Source organism: Tepidiforma sp. (genome assembly GCF_034432735.1).
Lineage (GTDB): Bacteria > Chloroflexota > Dehalococcoidia > Tepidiformales > Tepidiformaceae > Tepidiforma.
The window spans coordinates 1-14,653 of the sequence record NZ_DAOUBJ010000116.1 but is presented as its reverse complement, the minus strand read 5'-3'; the positions used below and the strand labels follow the sequence as shown (position 1 = coordinate 14,653).

17 protein-coding genes are annotated in these 14,653 nt (G+C 68.3%); 11 read left to right on the top strand and 6 right to left on the bottom strand.

From position 1 onward, the window contains the following. The first annotated feature begins 7 nt into the window (after positions 1 to 7). From VAE53_RS10595 to VAE53_RS10585, 3 genes are all read left to right on the top strand, one after another. On the top strand, positions 8 to 961 hold the full coding sequence (locus tag VAE53_RS10595; protein ID WP_322819348.1) for a prohibitin family protein: 954 nt from the start codon (positions 8 to 10) through the stop codon (positions 959 to 961). A gap of 46 nt (positions 962 to 1,007) precedes the next feature. Beyond that, positions 1,008 to 2,234 carry an MFS transporter gene (locus VAE53_RS10590; protein ID WP_322819347.1) on the top strand — a complete coding sequence of 409 codons (1,227 nt, stop codon included), beginning with the start codon at positions 1,008 to 1,010 and terminating at the stop codon, positions 2,232 to 2,234. A gap of 65 nt (positions 2,235 to 2,299) precedes the next feature. Further along, a complete protein-coding gene (locus VAE53_RS10585) occupies positions 2,300 to 3,073 on the top strand; it encodes an SDR family NAD(P)-dependent oxidoreductase (protein ID WP_322819346.1) in 774 nt (257 codons plus the stop codon). Positions 3,074 to 3,086: 13 nt separating this feature from the next. On the opposite strand, the gene VAE53_RS10580 is transcribed toward VAE53_RS10585, so the two are convergent. Next, on the bottom strand, positions 3,087 to 4,223 hold the full coding sequence (locus VAE53_RS10580) for a hypothetical protein (RefSeq protein ID WP_322819345.1): 1,137 nt from the start codon (positions 4,221 to 4,223) through the stop codon (positions 3,087 to 3,089). Positions 4,224 to 4,290: 67 nt separating this feature from the next. Between VAE53_RS10580 and VAE53_RS10575 the strand changes: the two genes are divergently transcribed. The 4 genes from VAE53_RS10575 to VAE53_RS10560 are packed head-to-tail and all read left to right on the top strand — an operon-like array spanning position 4,291 to position 7,531. Then, positions 4,291 to 5,082 (top strand): ABC transporter permease, encoded by a 792-nt coding sequence (locus VAE53_RS10575; RefSeq protein ID WP_322819344.1) that lies wholly within the window; start codon positions 4,291 to 4,293, stop codon positions 5,080 to 5,082. Then, positions 5,072 to 6,022 carry an ABC transporter ATP-binding protein gene (locus tag VAE53_RS10570; protein ID WP_322819343.1) on the top strand — a complete coding sequence of 317 codons (951 nt, stop codon included), beginning with the start codon at positions 5,072 to 5,074 and terminating at the stop codon, positions 6,020 to 6,022. The genes VAE53_RS10575 and VAE53_RS10570 overlap by 11 nt, the downstream gene beginning before the upstream one ends. After that, a complete protein-coding gene (locus VAE53_RS10565; protein ID WP_322819342.1) occupies positions 6,006 to 6,638 on the top strand; it encodes a hypothetical protein in 633 nt (210 codons plus the stop codon). The genes VAE53_RS10570 and VAE53_RS10565 overlap by 17 nt, the downstream gene beginning before the upstream one ends. Next, the gene (locus tag VAE53_RS10560) at positions 6,635 to 7,531 is read left to right on the top strand and encodes a glycosyltransferase family 2 protein (protein ID WP_322819341.1); all 897 of its coding nucleotides are present in this window, start codon (positions 6,635 to 6,637) and stop codon (positions 7,529 to 7,531) included. The genes VAE53_RS10565 and VAE53_RS10560 overlap by 4 nt, the downstream gene beginning before the upstream one ends. Positions 7,532 to 7,540: 9 nt before the next feature. Here the strand turns inward: VAE53_RS10560 and VAE53_RS10555 are convergent, their stop codons facing one another. The 3 genes from VAE53_RS10555 to VAE53_RS10545 are packed head-to-tail and all read right to left on the bottom strand — an operon-like array spanning position 7,541 to position 8,784. Beyond that, on the bottom strand, positions 7,541 to 7,828 hold the full coding sequence (locus tag VAE53_RS10555) for a DUF503 domain-containing protein (RefSeq protein ID WP_322819340.1): 288 nt from the start codon (positions 7,826 to 7,828) through the stop codon (positions 7,541 to 7,543). A 36-nt stretch (positions 7,829 to 7,864) separates the two neighbouring features. Then, positions 7,865 to 8,002, bottom strand: coding sequence for a hypothetical protein (locus VAE53_RS10550; RefSeq protein ID WP_322819339.1), 138 nt, complete (start codon positions 8,000 to 8,002; stop codon positions 7,865 to 7,867). After that, the gene (locus tag VAE53_RS10545; RefSeq protein ID WP_322819338.1) at positions 7,999 to 8,784 is read right to left on the bottom strand and encodes a PIG-L deacetylase family protein; all 786 of its coding nucleotides are present in this window, start codon (positions 8,782 to 8,784) and stop codon (positions 7,999 to 8,001) included. Before VAE53_RS10545 ends, VAE53_RS10550 begins: the two co-directional genes overlap by 4 nt. 134 nt (positions 8,785 to 8,918) lie before the next feature. Here VAE53_RS10545 and VAE53_RS10540 point away from each other — a divergent pair, with 134 nt between their 5' ends. Genes VAE53_RS10540 through VAE53_RS10525 form a run of 4 tightly spaced genes read left to right on the top strand, consistent with a single transcriptional unit; the run spans position 8,919 to position 12,590 of the window. Further along, a complete protein-coding gene (locus tag VAE53_RS10540; RefSeq protein ID WP_322819337.1) occupies positions 8,919 to 9,869 on the top strand; it encodes an SDR family NAD(P)-dependent oxidoreductase in 951 nt (316 codons plus the stop codon). After that, positions 9,869 to 10,648 carry an SDR family NAD(P)-dependent oxidoreductase gene (locus VAE53_RS10535; RefSeq protein ID WP_322819336.1) on the top strand — a complete coding sequence of 260 codons (780 nt, stop codon included), beginning with the start codon at positions 9,869 to 9,871 and terminating at the stop codon, positions 10,646 to 10,648. The genes VAE53_RS10540 and VAE53_RS10535 overlap by 1 nt, the downstream gene beginning before the upstream one ends. Positions 10,649 to 10,692: 44 nt before the next feature. Continuing rightward, entirely contained in the window at positions 10,693 to 11,628 is a 936-nt protein-coding gene (locus VAE53_RS10530; protein WP_322819335.1) for a phosphotransferase family protein, read from the top strand. Continuing rightward, positions 11,628 to 12,590: a phosphotransferase family protein gene (locus VAE53_RS10525; protein ID WP_322819334.1), complete on the top strand. Its 963-nt coding sequence runs from the start codon at positions 11,628 to 11,630 to the stop codon at positions 12,588 to 12,590. Before VAE53_RS10530 ends, VAE53_RS10525 begins: the two co-directional genes overlap by 1 nt. On the opposite strand, the gene VAE53_RS10520 is transcribed toward VAE53_RS10525, so the two are convergent. Then, a complete protein-coding gene (locus tag VAE53_RS10520) occupies positions 12,541 to 14,064 on the bottom strand; it encodes a HAMP domain-containing sensor histidine kinase (RefSeq protein ID WP_322819333.1) in 1,524 nt (507 codons plus the stop codon). The genes VAE53_RS10525 and VAE53_RS10520 overlap by 50 nt on opposite strands. Before the next feature lie 71 nt (positions 14,065 to 14,135). Beyond that, positions 14,136 to 14,653, bottom strand: a 518-nt coding sequence (locus VAE53_RS10515) for a response regulator transcription factor (RefSeq protein WP_322819332.1), incomplete at its 5' end; no start/stop codon positions are given.

Below are 14,653 nucleotides of genomic sequence, written 5' to 3'. Positions count from 1 at the left end.
GGTTCGCATGGTGTGGGTCGTGAGTGTGTTCCTCGCGGTGATTCTCTGCGGGGGGGCGCTGCTCATTGGGCGGGCCGCCCGGGCTGCTGCCGAGCCGGGGACGCCGGAGCGGATGCGGGGCGGGATCGTGATCGGGGCGGCGGTTGCGGTGTTCGTGGCGTGGGTCGGGGTGCACACGGCGCTCCGATCGGTCAAGCCGATCGAGGCGGGGCATGTGGGGGTGGTCTACCAGTTCGGCGAGATCGTGGGGCAGAAGGGCGAAGGGCTGCAGTTCATCTGGCCGTGGCAGGATTTGCGGGTCGAAAGCGTGCAGGTGCAACGCCATCGCTTCGAGAATGTGACGGCTTTTTCGCAGGAGACGCAGGATGTGTTTTTCATCGCGACGTTGAACTATTCGGTTTCACCGGCTGCGGTGCAGACGCTGTATCGGACGGTGGGGCCGAACTGGTTCGACCGGCTGATCGAGCCGCGCGTCCTGAACTTCTTCAAGGAGGAGACGGTGAAGTACGAGACGGTCGCGGTGGGGCCGAACCGGGAGAACATTCGGCGGGCCGTTCGGGAGCGGCTGTCGAGCGAGCTGGCTCCGTTTTCGATCGAGATCAACGACTTGCTGATCGACAATATCGAGTTCAGCGCGGAGTTCAAGGCGGCGATCGAGCAGAAGCAGATCGCGACGCAGGATGCGCTGCGGGAGCAGGAGCGTGTTCGGCAGCGACAGTTCGAGGCGCAGCAGCAGATCGAGTTGGCGCGGGGTGAGGCGGAGTCGATTCGTGTGCGGGCGGAGGGGCAGGCGGAGGCAAACCGGCTGCTGGCGGCATCGCTGACGCCGGAGGTGATCCAGTTCCAGGCGCTGCAGCAGTTGGGCGATAACATTCAGATTGCGCTGATTCCTGCTGGGCAAGGGATCATCATCGACCCGGCGGCGCTGTTGGGGCAGGGGAGCACGAATCGGGCGCCGTGAGCGGAGGCGCCGCGTCCGCGGTGCCGGCTCCTGGTAGGCTGGTTGGATGTCCGGCGAGGTTGCGCGGCGGAACGTTCGGCTGCTGTCGTTGTTCTGGTTTTTGCGGGAGTTCCAGCTCTGGATTCCTGTCTGGATTGTGTATCTGACGCTGGAGCGTGGGTTTTCGTTCAGCCAGGTGACGGCGGCAGAGGCGCTGTTCTTGATCGGGGTGTTGGTGCTCGAGGTTCCGACGGGGGCGGTGGCGGACCGGTATGGACGACGGGTGTCGCTGGCGCTGGGTGCGGCGAGCCTGGCTTCGTCGGTGACGATTTTTGCGTTCACGACGTCGCCGGTGGTGCTGTTCGCTTCGTTCGCGTGGTGGGCGGTGGCGACGACGTTGATGTCGGGTGCGGATCTGGCGCTGTTGTTCGATACGTTGAAGGCGGCAGGGCGGGAGGCGGAGTACGAGCGGCTGGCGGGCCGAGGGCAGGCAATTGCGTGGGCAGGGGTGGGACTGGCGACGCTGTTCGGGGGACCGGTGGCGGCGGTGTTGGACATCCGGGCGACGATCCTCTTCGGTGCTACGACCTGCGTGGTGGCGAGCGTGACGGCGTTTCTGCTGGTGGAGCCGCCGCGGATGGCGGAACGGCGGGATGGGCTGCGGGGCTACGCGGCGTCGATGGGGGAGGCGTTTCGGGAGGCCTGGTCGCGCTCGGCGGTACGCTATTTGTTGCTGTTTTTCGGGGTGACGGTGGCGGGGATCGAGACGGTCCACTACCTGGTGCAGCCGTATTTGGTGGAGAACGGTATCGAAGTGGGGCCGCTCTTTTCGCTGCTGCAGGTTCCGTTGTTCGCTGCGGGGATGGGCGGGGCGCTGGTGGCGGCGCCGCTGGAGCGGCGATTCGGGGCGATGCGCGGGCTAGTTGGGCTGAGCGTCGGGGGATTGGCGATGCTGGCGGGGCTGGCGCTCTCGCCGACGCTCTGGCTTTACGGCGGGCTGCCGCTGCTGATGGCGGTGAATTCGTGTGCGTGGCCCCTGGTGACCGGTGCGGTGAACCGACAGGTGAGTTCGGAACGACGGGCGACGGTGCTTTCGATCGGGAGCATGGTGTTGAGTGTTTCGATGGCGGTACTGGTGCCATTCATCGGCTGGGCGGTGGATGTTCGTGGTGTGGGGGCCGCGTTTGCGCTCGGCGCGGTGGTGACCGCGAGCGGGATGCTGGTCTTCGGGCCGGCAGCTCTGGGGGCGTGGCGGAACCGGCCGGAGACGGCTTTGGCGGCTGGGCGAACGTAAGCGCGGGAGCCGGGAGAATGGGCAGCGCCCCTCGCCAAGGATCGATGCTACGGAGGCTGTGAACGATGACGGGACTTTTCGATATTTCGGGGAAGGTGGCGCTGGTGACGGGTGGTTCGCGCGGTATCGGTTTGATGATCGCGCGCGGCTTGGTGGAGGCTGGTGCGAAGACGTACATCTCGTCGCGCAAGGCGGATGTGTGCGAGGAGGTGGCGACGGAGCTTTCGCGGGTGGGGACCTGCATCGCGATTCCGGCGGATTTGGGGACGGAGGCGGGCTGCCGTTTTCTCGCGGAGGAGTTCGCGAAGCGGGAGGAGCGGCTGCACATTCTGGTGAACAACGCGGGGGCGAACTGGAATGCGCCGCTGGCGGAGTTTCCGGACGAGGCGTGGGACAAGGTGATGAACTTGAACGTGAAGGGGGTGTTTCACCTGACGCGGTTTCTGGTGCCGCTGCTGGAGCGGGCGGCGACGGAGGAGGACCCTGCGCGGGTGATCAATATCGGGTCGATCGATGGGTTGCAGGCGCCGGGGTTCGATACGTATGCGTATTCGTCGAGCAAGGCGGCGGTTCACCACCTGACGCGGCACCTGGCGCAGAAGCTTGCACCGAGCCGGATCACGGTGAATGCGATCGCGCCCGGGCCGTTCGAGAGCAAGATGATGGCGGAGACGCTGCGGCGGTTCGGGGAGAGCATTCGGGCGAGCGTTCCGCTGGGGCGGATTGGGGTGCCCGAGGATATGGCGGGGACGGCGATCTTTTTGAGTTCGAAGGCCGGGGCATACGTGACGGGGGTCGTCTTGCCGGTGGATGGGGGGATGTCGACGCGGCACCAGTGAGCCCGGCGGGGGCTCAGAAGGCGAAGGGGTCGGAGCGGGCCTTTCGGCCGGCGCGGTCGGCGAAGAAGACGAGGGCGAGGAGGAGGATGATGACGGCGGCGATGATGCTGCCGGCGGTGGCGAAGGCCCACGCGGGCGGGCGGAAGTCGGCGGGGGTATCGCGGAAGGCGATGATGGCGCCGAGCACGATGGCGACGCCGCCGGCGGCGCCGAGGATGCCGCTGGTGACGAAGAGTTCGGCGGCGACGAGGCCGAGGCCGAGGGCGATGAGGACGAGCCCGGCGGTATCGACGGGGAGGAGGCCGAAGCCGAGGAACCCGAGGATGATGGCGATGGCGCCGGCGACGCCGGGGACACCGAGGCCGGGCGCGTAGAGCTCGATGAGGAGGGCGAGGAAGCCGAGGGAGAGGAGCAGTGAGGCGACGGTGGGGTCGGCGAGGAAGGCGAGGAGGCGCTCCCAGATGGTCATTTCGAGGCGCACCCGGGGGGCGTCGGCGAGGCCGGTGAGGGTGGCGGTGACGCCGGGCCTGAGGAGGACGGTGCGTCCTTCGGCCTGGCGGAGGAGGTCGTCGAGGTCGGTTGCGACGAAATCGATGACGTCGAGGCGGGCGGCTTCGTTTTCATTGACGGCGACGGCTTCGCGGACGGCCTGTTCGGCCCAGTCGGCGTTTCGGCCGCGGAGCTCGGCGATGCCGCGGATGTAGGCGACGGCATCGTTTTCGATTTTCTTTCCGAGGGTGCCTTCGATGTCGGAGCCGTCGGCGTTGATGGCAGCGGCTGCGCCGATGGCGGTGTTGGGGGCCATGGCGGCGATGTGGCCGGCCATAGTGATGAAGGTGCCGGCGCTGGCGGCGCGAGCGCCGATGGGTGCGACGTAGACGGCGACGGGGACATCGGCGCGGCCGAGGCGCTGGACGATTTTGCGCATGGAGGAGTCGAGGCCGCCGGGCGTATCGAGTTGGAGGACGACGAGACGGGCGCGGCGATCTTCGGCGTCGGTGAGGATGCGGTCGATGTACCGCTCCATGATTGGCCCGACGACGCCATCGACGCGAGCGACGACGACGCCGCCTTCTGGGGTGTCGTTGGTGTTGCAGGCGGCGAGGAGGCCGAGGGCGGCGATGGCGAGGCCTGCGATTCGTCGCATCATGGTTCGAGTATAGCTGCGATTGGCGGGCGACTTCTCCGGCAGGGGCAAGCGGGCGATACTGGGCGGCATGACGACCATGGCGTTGGCGCGACCTGGGGGCCGCCGGAGCCTGCGGAATGCGTTCGAACTGGTGACGGCGCTGACGACGCGGGATCTGCGGCTGCGCTATCAGGGGAGCGTTTTGGGGTGGGCGTGGTCGCTGGCGCGGCCGCTGGCGCTGGGGGCGGTGCTGGCGTTCGCGCTGGGGCGGGTGTTGGGGACGGGGATCACGGCGGAGTTTTTGTTGGCGGGGTTGTTCCCGTGGTTCTGGTTCCAGGGCGGGGTGCAGGGGGCGGCGGGGAGCTTCGTCGGCAATGGGGGGCTGTTGAAGAAGGTGCGGTTTCCGCGGGCTGCCTTGCCGTTGAGCGTGGTGTTGGGGGCGACGCTGCAGTTTCTGTTTTCGCTGCCGGTGTTGATTGGGTTCGTGATGGCGGCGGGCAATGAGCCCGGCGTGGCGTGGCTGGCGTTGCCGTTGGTGTTCGGGCTGCAGCTGGGGCTGATGGCTGGGTTGGGGCTCTTCGTGGCGAGCGTGACCGTCTATTTTCGGGATTTGGAGCACATTACGGACGTGCTGTTGACGCTGCTTTTCTACGCGACGCCGATCATCTACGCGGCGGACCGGATTCCAGCGGGGTACCGGTGGCTGACGTATGTGAATCCGCTGGCTCCGATCATGGAGGGGTGGCGCTCGGTGTTGCTGGAGGGGGAGCTGCCTGCGGTGAGCCATCTCGGGGCTTCGGCGGGGCTGACGGTGCTGGCGCTGGCGGTCGGGTGGGCGGTCTTTCGGCGGTTGGAGGATGGCTTTGCGGATGCTATCTGAGGCCGAGGTGGTGCTTTCGGTTCGCGGGGTGTCGCGCCGCTATCCGCTGGTGGTGCCGGGGCAGGCGCTGAAGACGACGCTGCTCCACCCGGGGCAGGCATTCGGGGCGTGGCGACGGCGCGGACGCCGAGAGCTGTGGGCGGTTCGGGATGTGTCGTTCGAGGTGCGGCGGGGGGAGTTTTTCTCCATCGTGGGAGCGAATGGGAGCGGGAAGAGCACGCTGCTTCGGCTGCTGGCGGGGCTTTCCCGGCCGACGCGGGGCTCGGTGGAGGCGCGGGGGCGGGTGAGCACGTTGCTGGAGCTGGGCAGCGGCTTTCACCCGCAGGTGAGTGGGCGTGACAACGTGATCATGAACGGCCTGCTGATGGGGCGAACGAGGCGGGAGATGGAAGCGCTCTTGCCGCGAATTGTGGAGTTCGCCGGGCTGCGCGAGTTCATCGACCAGCCGATGCGGACGTATTCGACGGGGATGTACGTGCGGCTCGGCTTTGCGATCGCGGCGTTCATGGATCCGGAGATTTTGCTGGTGGACGAGGTGCTGGCGGTGGGCGATGCGCGCTTTCAGGAGAAGTGTTACGAGCACATCGCGGGGTTGCAGCGGCGGGGAGTGACGATCGTGATGGTGTCGCACGACTTGGCTGCGGTGGAGCGTTTTTCGGACCGGGCGGCGCTGATGGAGCGTGGCCGGATGGTGGCGATCGGGCCGCCGGGGAAGATCGTTGGCCTGCACCTCGAGCGGCTGGCGGAGACGTCGCCGGAGATTCGGCAGGCGATCGAGGAGGGGATGGCCGCGGACGAGGAGGGGGTGCGGAAGCGGCTGGAGGAGGATCCGGAGTGGGCGGCGGCCTTCGCGGCAGCGCTGGAGCGGAACCCGGCGTTCCACGAGAAGTTGCGGCAGGATACCGAACGGGGGGCTGGTGAACATGCGCGGCCGGATTGAGCGTCTGGCGGCGGCGTGGCGGGAGTTGCGGGCCTTGCTGCGAGAGGACATCGAGCTGTACGCGGCTTGGCCGCGGACGTTCGGCTTGATTCGGCGGGACCGACCGACGTGGTTCACGTTTTTTTATCTGCTTTTCGCGATCCACATGTTTCCTGCGGTGGTGCTCTACCGGTTGCAGGTGTTTTTGTACGAGGGGGGGTTCCCGCGGCTGGCGACGGTGGTTTCGCGGCTGAATTCGTTGCTGTTCGACGTGACGATCGGGAACCATGTGCGGGCGGGCGGTGGGCTGTTGATCGCGCACGGGCACGTGGTGCTGGACGGGTGGACGACGATTGGGCGGCGGGTGGAGATCAATCCGTTCGTGACGCTGGGGATTGGCAACAGTTCGCGGCGGCCGTTCGAACTTTGGGGCCCGGAGATTGGCGACGATGTGAATATCGGGACGGGGGCGAAGATCATCGGGCGGGTGAAGGTGGGCGAGGGGGTGAAGGTGGGTGCGAACGCGGTGGTGGTGAGCGATATTCCGCCGTTCCACACGGCGGTCGGGGCTCCGGCGCGGGCGATTCCGGGCGGGCGGCGGCGTGAAACGGAGACGTGGGAGCCTCCGAAGGGGTGAGCGCGCCACGGGTGGCGATCCTGACGGTGACGACGAATGCGGCGGCGCATTTGCCGGCCTATCTGGTGGCGCTCAAGGGGGTGACCTACCCGGAATGGGAGCTCTGGGTGGCGGACAATGGCTCGTGCGACGGCTCGGCGGCGCTGGTGCGCGGGGCTTTTCGGGATGCGACGGTGCTGGAGAACGGGGAAAACTTGGGGTTCACGGGGGCGTGCAATCGGGCGCTGCGGGCCCTGCTGGAGCGGGATGACATCGACTACGTGCTCTTTTTGAACGATGACACGGTGGTGACGCCGGGGTTTTTGGAGCCGCTGGTGGCGTTGGCGGATCGGCGGACGTTGGTGGCGCCGAAGACGTACCTGGCGGGGCAGCCGGGCATTCTCGACGATGCGGTGGGGGAGTTCGACTGGTGGAGGGGGACGTGGCGGCGCCGGGTGCTCGGTCGGCGGGAGGGGCCCGGGGATGCCTATCCGCACGCTATCGAGACGGCGAATCTTTCCTGTCTGCTGGTGCCGCTGGGGGCGTTTCGCGAGGTGGGGCTGCTCGACGATGCGTTTTTCGTGTACTACGACGATACGGATTTCTGCCGGCGCGCGCGGGTGGCGGGTTATCGCATTTTTTTCGAGCCGCGGTCGGTGGTGTACCACCGCAAGGGGGCGACGCTGGGCGGGCAGGCGAGTGCTTTTGGCTGTTACTACCTGGCGCGGAATCGGCCCTACCTGATTCGGAAGCACCGCCATTGGGCGCAGTTCGGGCTATTTTTGATGTACTACGTGGCGACGCGAGGCGCTCGGATGGCGATATGGGCGAGGCGGAGGCGGTGGGATTTGGTCCGCGCGACGGCGGCGGGGATGCGCGATTTTGGGCTGGGGCGGATGGGGCCGCGGCGCTGAGTGCGGGGGTCAGAGGTCGAGGAGTTCGGTTTCGACGCCGAGGAGTTCGGCATCGAGGCGCCAGGCGGCGACGGTATCGGCGATGGCGCTGAGCTGTTCGTTGGCGTGGCGATGGTCGTTGGAGATAACGGCTGCTGCGATAACCGCTCCGGCGGGATTCTCGAGGCTTTCGATTTCGGCGATTGCGGCGTTGAAGCGGTTGCGGAGGCGTTCGACGATGGGGCGGACGATGGCGCGTTTTTCTTTGAGGGAGCGGGAGGGAAGGCGGAGGCTGAGTCGGACGACGCCGAGGACCATGGAGCCAGTTTAGGGGGCGCGGGGGAGCTGGGGGGCTCAGTGGTGGGGGCCTTCGTTGCGGTGGGTGCCGAGAAGAAGGGTGAGGATGACGAGGAGGGCGGCGGCGAATATGAGGCCGGCGAGCCAGTAGGGGGATGTATCGGCGGGCGGGAGGGTGGCGGTCTGGAGGTTCACGCTATGGGAGACGTGCGTTGGCTGGCGGGAGTTCCCGCCGGGGTGGCATCGAGGTCGAGCAGGAGGCGGGCGACCTGTGCCATGTCGGCCGGGTGGCGGAGGATGAACCATTCTTCGCGGAGCAGGGCGGGGACGATTCCCGGGGGGAAGATGGCTTGGGGGTCGCCGCCCGGGAGCTGGGAACGGTGGGCGGCGATGGCGGCGAGCTTCTGTCGGGCGACGGGCGCGATGGGGATGCGAACGTCGGGGGTTTCGGTGCCGAGGTCGGCGGGGTGGAGTGCGGGTGGGTCGCCGAGGAGGGGACGACAGCGTTCGTATTGGGGTGCGAAGAGGCCGCGGGGGAAGGCGGCGAAGAGCAGGGCGGGCGGCGCCTGCCGGGTTGCGATGGCTTCGACGACGGCGTGGTGGAGGGCGAGGTGGTCGGGGTGGCCGTAGGCGCCGTCGGGGCCGAGGGTTGCGACGATATCGGGCGCGACGGCCTGGAGGCAGGCTTGGATGGCTGGGCGGAGGGCAGGGTGGCCGGCGAGGGCGCCGTCGGGTAGGCGGGGTGAGGCGCCGACGGTGACGCCAAGGGCGCGGCAGGCGGCGGCGAGCTCGGCGAGGCGGATGTCGGCGAGCTCTTCGGGTGTGGTGGCTTGGCCGGTGTGGCATTGGCCGCGGTCGCCGGCGGAGATGGCGATGACGGTGACGTCCCAACCGGCTGCGGCGGCGAGGGCGAGGGTGCCGCCGATGCTGTAGGCCTCATCGTCGGGATGGGGCACGAGGGCGAGGAGCCGGCGCATGTGGTGATCGTAGCGGGCGATCGGGGATTGGTGCTGGGGCGAAGGACAGGCGGCGCTGGAGGTGGTAGAGTCTCGGCCGGCCGCCGGGCACGCCGGCGGCGAAGCACGATTCTTGCACGAGGTATCGAGGGAAGATGCCTGGGAGACTGGAAGGGAAGGTCGCAATCGTGACGGGCGCCGGGCGCGGCATTGGCCGGGCCGAGGCGCTGGCGCTGGCCCGCGAGGGGTGCCGTGTCATCGTGAACGATGTGGGCGGGAGCGCTGCGGGGGAGGGAAGGGACACGACGCCGGCGGAGGAGGTGGTTGCTGAGATTCGGAAGATGGGCGGCGAGGCGGTACCGAACTTCGGCGACGTGACGTCGATGGCGGACGGCGAGGCGATCGTGAAGCAGGCGCTGGACACGTGGGGCCGGCTCGACATTCTGGTGAACAATGCCGGGATTCTGCGAGACCGGATCATTTTCAATATGACCGAGGCGGAGTGGGACGCGGTGATCGCTGTCCACTTGAAGGGGCACTTCACGATCACGAAGCATGCGGCGATGGTGTTCCGGCAGCAGCGGAGCGGGCGGATCGTGAATACGAGTTCGGAATCGGGCCTGGGGAATCTTGGGCAGGCGAACTATGCGGCTGCCAAGGAGGGGATCGTGGGGTTGACGCGGACGCTGGCGCTCGATCTTGGGAAGTACGGGGTGACGGCGAATGCGATCCGGCCGCGGGCGGCGACGCGGCTGACGCTGAGCCCGGAGATGGAGGCGGCGCGGGCGCGGCGGGCACAGTTGGCGGCGCAGGGGGAAGCGCCGGCGATGCCGACGACTGCGGCGGAGGAGGCGATTGCGCGGATTTCGGCGATGGCGCCGGAGCTGGTTGCGCCGCTGGTGGTGTACCTCTGCCTGCCGGAGGCGGCGAATGTGAACGGGCGGGACTTCATCGTGGGTGGGGACGAGATCAGTTTGATGAGTCTACCGACGCGGGAGAAGACGATTTACAAGAAGGGTGGGTGGGACCTGGAATCGCTGATCGAGGTATTTCCGGGCACGTTGGGCGCGGGGTTGGTGAACCCGCGGCCGCCGGAGCAGGGCTGATGGGGGTCGGGAGGTTCGAGGGCCGCGTCGCCTTCGTGACGGGGGCGGGGTCGGGTATCGGGGAGGCGGCGGCCCTCCGCTTCGCGGCGGAGGGAGCAGCGGTCGCTTGTGCGGATGTGAACGCCGGCGGGGCCGAGCGGGTGGCGGCGGAGATTGCGGAACACGGGGGGCGAAGCCTGGCGATTGGGCTGGATGTGACCGACGAGCGGGCGTTCGCGGCGGCGCTGGAGGAGGCGGCACGGGAGCTGGGCGGGCTGGATGTGGTGTTCAACAACGCGGGCATCGGGGGGCGGGGGTATTCGTGGGAGGCGACCATCGCGGTGAATCTGACGGGGGTGTATTACGGCTGCTTCTATGGGTGTGCGAAGCTCGCCGAGCTCGGCGGTGGGGCGGTGGTGAATACGGCGTCGGTGGCGGGGCTGAATGGGCTGGTGGGGCCGCCGCTGCCGGGCGCGGAGCGATCGCCGGTGCTGCCGGGTGCGGGCGCCTATACGGCGGCGAAGCATGGGGTGGTGGGGTTGACGCGGCAGTTCGCGATCATTTACGGGCCGAGGGGTGTGCGGGTGAATGCGGTGGCGCCGGGCTACATCGTGACGCCGATGACGGCAGAGATTCGCGGTGTGGAGGGTGCGGATGCGTTTCTCCGGGGGTTGCACCCGATGGGCCGGCTGGGTCGGCCGGAGGAGGTGGCTGCGGCGGTGGCGTTCCTGGCGAGCGACGATGCCTCGTTCGTGACGGGGGCGGTGTTGCCGGTGGACGGTGGATACGATGCGCGCTGAGCGGCGAGGGCCGTGGGGAGGGGCCGGCAGGTAGAATCGGGGATATGGTGCCGCGCCCCGGTGATTTCGAGCGATGGCTGACCCGTTTGGCGGGCTTCGAGGAGGCGCGGGTGGTGTCGATCACGCCGGTGGAGGGCGGGGCATCGAACGTGACGTGTCGGGTGGAGTTGCTTTCTGGCGGTGCGCGGGCGGTCTGTCTGCGGCTCCAGCGCGAGCGGGGCATCTTCGAGCCGTACGACGTGATCCGGGAGGGGAGGGTGATCGCGGCGCTGGCAGGGACGGACGTTCCGGTACCGCGGCTCATCGGGATGGAGCCGAGCTCCGATGCGCTCGGGGCGCCGTTCATCGTGCTGGAGTGGGTGGAGGCTCCGCACATGGGGCAGGCGCCGGACGCTGATTTCGAGGCGTTCACGCGGATGGTGGCGCGGATTCACGCGGTGGACTGGGAGGCGGCGGGGTTGGGGTTCCTCGGGGTGCCGGAGCGTGTGGAGGCGGCGTTGGGTGCGGAGCTGGATGCGGTGGAGCGGCGGATGGAGGGGTTCGGTTGTGCGGGGGAGCCGCTGCTTCGGGACGCGCTGGCGTGCCTTCGGGGGACGGTGCCGAGGTCGGGGCGGCTCGCGCTCTGTCAGGGCGATGTGAACGTGTTCAACTATCTGTTCCGGGATGGGAAGGTGGTGGCGGTGGTCGATTGGGAGCAGGCGAGGATCTCGGACCCGCGGATGGATGTTGGGCAGCTGCTGGCGTTGTCGCTCCTGAAGGGGGCACCGTTCGGCCCGGCGGAGGGGATGCCGTTCGCGCGGCGGTATGCGGCCGCGGCGGGGGGCGACCCGGGCGATTTGCGTTGGTTCCGGGCGGTGTGGCTTTGGCAGCTGGCGGTGATTCATTTTGGTTGGCGCCGGTATGGGAATGGCAGTGAGCCGTGGTATTCGTTGGAGTTGGCTGGCGAGCTGCTGGCGATGGCGCTGGCCGAGCTGGACTGATGGACTGGCGCGAGCGGCTGGCTGGGTACTTGGCGGCTCGGCTGCCGGCGGCAGAGCGGGTGGTGGTGGCGAACCCGCACGCGATGCCGGCAGGGGCGAGCAACGAGACAGTGGGGTTCGACCTGCGGGTGACGGTGGAAGGTCGGGAGTGGTCGTTGCCGATGGTGCTCCGTCCGCAGCGGGAGGAGGGGGTGTTGGCGCCGTACGATGTGAGCCGGCAGTTCCGGGTGATGCGGGCGTTGGCGGCGACGGAGGTGCCGGTCCCGGCGGTAGCTTGGCTGGAGCCGACGGGGGAGGTGTTGGGGACGCCGTTTTTCGTGATGGTCCGGGTTCGGGGCGAGACGTTGCCGCTGTTTTGGTACGGGCGTTCGGCGAGGCTGATGGCCGCGGCAGGGGCGTTGGCGAAGGTGCACGCGGTGGACTGGGAGGGTGCGGGGCTGGGGTTTCTGGGGGAGGGGGAGTTGGAGGACCCGCTGGAGGCGGAGCTGGGGCCGTGGCGGGCGCGGGCGGAGCGGCTCCGCATCGGCCGGGCGCCTCTCCTGGTTGCGCTGGTGGAGTGGTTGCGAGCGAATCAGCCGGGGGACGCGCGGATGGCGCTGCTCCACGGCGATCCGAACCCGGGCAATTATCTCTTCGCGGGGGAACGGGTGGTGGCGGTGTTGGATTGGGAGCTTGCGGGGCTGGGCGACCCGCGCTCGGATTTGGGGTTCTATGCTGCGTTGCAGACGGTGTTCGGTGGGATGGGTGGGCCGCATGGGGAGACGCTCCTTTCGGAGGCGTACGAGGCGGTGACGGGTCGGCGGCTCGGGGACTTGGCGTATTACGAGGCGCTGGGGCTCTACCGGATGGCGGTGGTGATGGCTGGGTGGGCGGGGAGGTTCGGGGCGATGTCGACTGGGCATACGCTGGAGGTCATCGCGCGGCGGCTCGGGGTGTTGCTCGGCCCTGGATGGGCAGGGTGAAGACGAAGGTGGTGCCGCGACCGAGCTCGCTGGTGGCCCAGATTTCGCCGCCGTGGGCTCGGACGATTTCACGGGCGATGGCGAGGCCGAGCCCGTGCCCTTTGCGGCCGTTGTTGGCTTCGCTGGTGCGGGTGCTCCGGTAGAAGCGTTCGAAGAGGTGGGGGAGGTCTTCTTGGGGGATGCCGGGGCCGGTGTCGCTGACGGCGATTTGGAGGGTGCCGGGCTGGAGGTCGCGGCAGGTGATGCGGACGGTGCCGCCCGGCGGGGTGTAGCGGAGGGCGTTGTCGAGGAGGTTGTTCATGACCTGTTCGAGGCGTTCGAAATCTCCGCGGACTCTGGCGGTGCCGGTGGTGGTGAATTCGAGGCGAACGGACTGTTCTTCGGCGCGGAGGCTGAAGACGTCGGCGAGGTGTGCGAAGAGTTCGGCGAGGTCGACTTCTTCTTGTTGCATGGGGACTTGGCCGGATTCGATGCGGGAGAGGTCGAGGAGTTCCTGGACGAGGCGGAGGACGCGGGCGGATTCGTCGCTGATGATTCGGGCGGAGCGTTGGATGCCGGTGGGGTCGTCGATGGTGCCGTCGAGGATGGCTTCGCTGAAGCCGCGGATGGAGGTGAGCGGGGTTTTGAGTTCGTGGGAGATGTTGGCGAGGAAATCGCGGAGGGTTTGTTGGGAGCGCTGGACTTCTTCGGTCATGCGGTTGAAGTTGGCGGCGAGGTCGCGGACTTCGCGGGGGCCGGTGGCGGGGACGCGCTGGCGGTAGTTGCCGCGGGCGACGGAGCGGGCGGCGCGGGCGATGTTGCGGAGGGGGGCGGCGACGCTTTGGCTGAAGGCGAATCCGAGGACGAGTGCGGCGGCGACGCCGATGAGGCCGGAGAAGAGGAGCCGGGGCATGAGGTCGCCGACGATTTCGCCGAGGCTGGCGGCGGGGCGGGCGACGACGATGGCGGTGGCGCCGGTTTCGGCGAGGGCTGCGAGGACTTCGGGTTCGAGCGCCATGGAGACGCAGAGGAGGGGTTGGCGGCCGGGGATGTCGAGGCGGCAGCGGCGGGGCTCGAGGGCGGCGGGGGTGCCGGGCTGGGGGGCTGGCTCGCTGACGAGCTGGCGGACGATGGCGTCATCGAGGGCGAGGTCGGCCGGGGTGGAGGTGAGGCCGGGGATGACGCGGCCGTTGGCATCGACGAGGGCGAGGGCTGTTTCGGCAGAGACGCGGTTGGGCCGGCCGAGGAAGCTGCGGAGGGTGAGGAGGAGGTCGTTGGTGGTGGGGATGGGGTCGCCGGGGGCGGTTTCGAGGCGGGCTTGGAGTTCGGCGTTGGCCTGGGCGTTGATGAGGCGGCCGAGGTCCTCGAGGTTGCCGTAGGAGATGTCGTCGCGGTAGCCGCCGATTTGGAGGAAGAGGGAGAGGGCAGCGAGGAAGAGGGTGACGGCGATGATGAAGAGGTAGGTGAAGAGGAGGCGGACCTGGAGGCTACCCATGGTGGTGTGGGGAGGAGGGGGCCGGCGGGGTCATGGTGGGCCGGCTCCTGGGGAGGGAGGTGGCGGCCGTGTCATTCGGGTTCGACGAGTTTGTAGCCGACGCCGCGGAGTGTCTCGATTTGCACGGTCGCATTTGCCAGTTTAGAGCGGAGATGCTGGACGTGGACATCGACGGTGCGGGTTTCGCCGGCGAAGTCGTAGCCCCAGACGGAGCCGAGGAGCTGGTCGCGGGTGAGGGCGATGCCGGGGTTTTCGACGAAGGCGACGAGGAGGTCGAATTCTTTGGTGCGGAGGTCGATGAGCTGGCCATCGACGCGGGCTTCGCGGCGGGCTTTGTCGACGGTGAGGTTGCCGAGGGCGATGGTGTTCTGGGGTTTGCGGCCGCCTTCGACGCGGTGGAGGATGCGTTTGACGCGGGCGACGAGTTCGCGGGGGTTGAAGGGTTTGGCCATGTAGTCGTCGGCGCCGAGTTCGAGGCCGACGATTTTGTCGATGTCGTCGCTGCGGGCGGTGAGCATGATGACGGGGACGTCGCTTTCGCGGCGGAGTTCGCGGAGGACTTCGAAGCCATCGAGGCCGGGCATCATGA

Bases quoted from the DNA above. Each gene is read 5' to 3' on its own strand.
- VAE53_RS10595 (WP_322819348.1), top strand. From the start codon at position 8: ATGGTGTGGGTCGTGAGTGTGTTCCTCGCGGTGATTCTCTGCGGGGGG.
- VAE53_RS10590 (WP_322819347.1), top strand. From the start codon at position 1,008: ATGTCCGGCGAGGTTGCGCGGCGGAACGTTCGGCTGCTGTCGTTGTTC.
- VAE53_RS10585 (WP_322819346.1), top strand. From the start codon at position 2,300: ATGACGGGACTTTTCGATATTTCGGGGAAGGTGGCGCTGGTGACGGGT.
- VAE53_RS10580 (WP_322819345.1), bottom strand. From the start codon at position 4,223: ATGATGCGACGAATCGCAGGCCTCGCCATCGCCGCCCTCGGCCTCCTC.
- VAE53_RS10575 (WP_322819344.1), top strand. From the start codon at position 4,291: ATGACGACCATGGCGTTGGCGCGACCTGGGGGCCGCCGGAGCCTGCGG.
- VAE53_RS10570 (WP_322819343.1), top strand. From the start codon at position 5,072: ATGCTATCTGAGGCCGAGGTGGTGCTTTCGGTTCGCGGGGTGTCGCGC.
- VAE53_RS10565 (WP_322819342.1), top strand. From the start codon at position 6,006: ATGCGCGGCCGGATTGAGCGTCTGGCGGCGGCGTGGCGGGAGTTGCGG.
- VAE53_RS10555 (WP_322819340.1), bottom strand. From the start codon at position 7,828: ATGGTCCTCGGCGTCGTCCGACTCAGCCTCCGCCTTCCCTCCCGCTCC.
- VAE53_RS10545 (WP_322819338.1), bottom strand. From the start codon at position 8,784: ATGCGCCGGCTCCTCGCCCTCGTGCCCCATCCCGACGATGAGGCCTAC.
- VAE53_RS10540 (WP_322819337.1), top strand. From the start codon at position 8,919: ATGCCTGGGAGACTGGAAGGGAAGGTCGCAATCGTGACGGGCGCCGGG.
- VAE53_RS10535 (WP_322819336.1), top strand. From the start codon at position 9,869: ATGGGGGTCGGGAGGTTCGAGGGCCGCGTCGCCTTCGTGACGGGGGCG.
- VAE53_RS10530 (WP_322819335.1), top strand. From the start codon at position 10,693: ATGGTGCCGCGCCCCGGTGATTTCGAGCGATGGCTGACCCGTTTGGCG.
- VAE53_RS10525 (WP_322819334.1), top strand. From the start codon at position 11,628: ATGGACTGGCGCGAGCGGCTGGCTGGGTACTTGGCGGCTCGGCTGCCG.
- VAE53_RS10520 (WP_322819333.1), bottom strand. From the start codon at position 14,064: ATGGGTAGCCTCCAGGTCCGCCTCCTCTTCACCTACCTCTTCATCATC.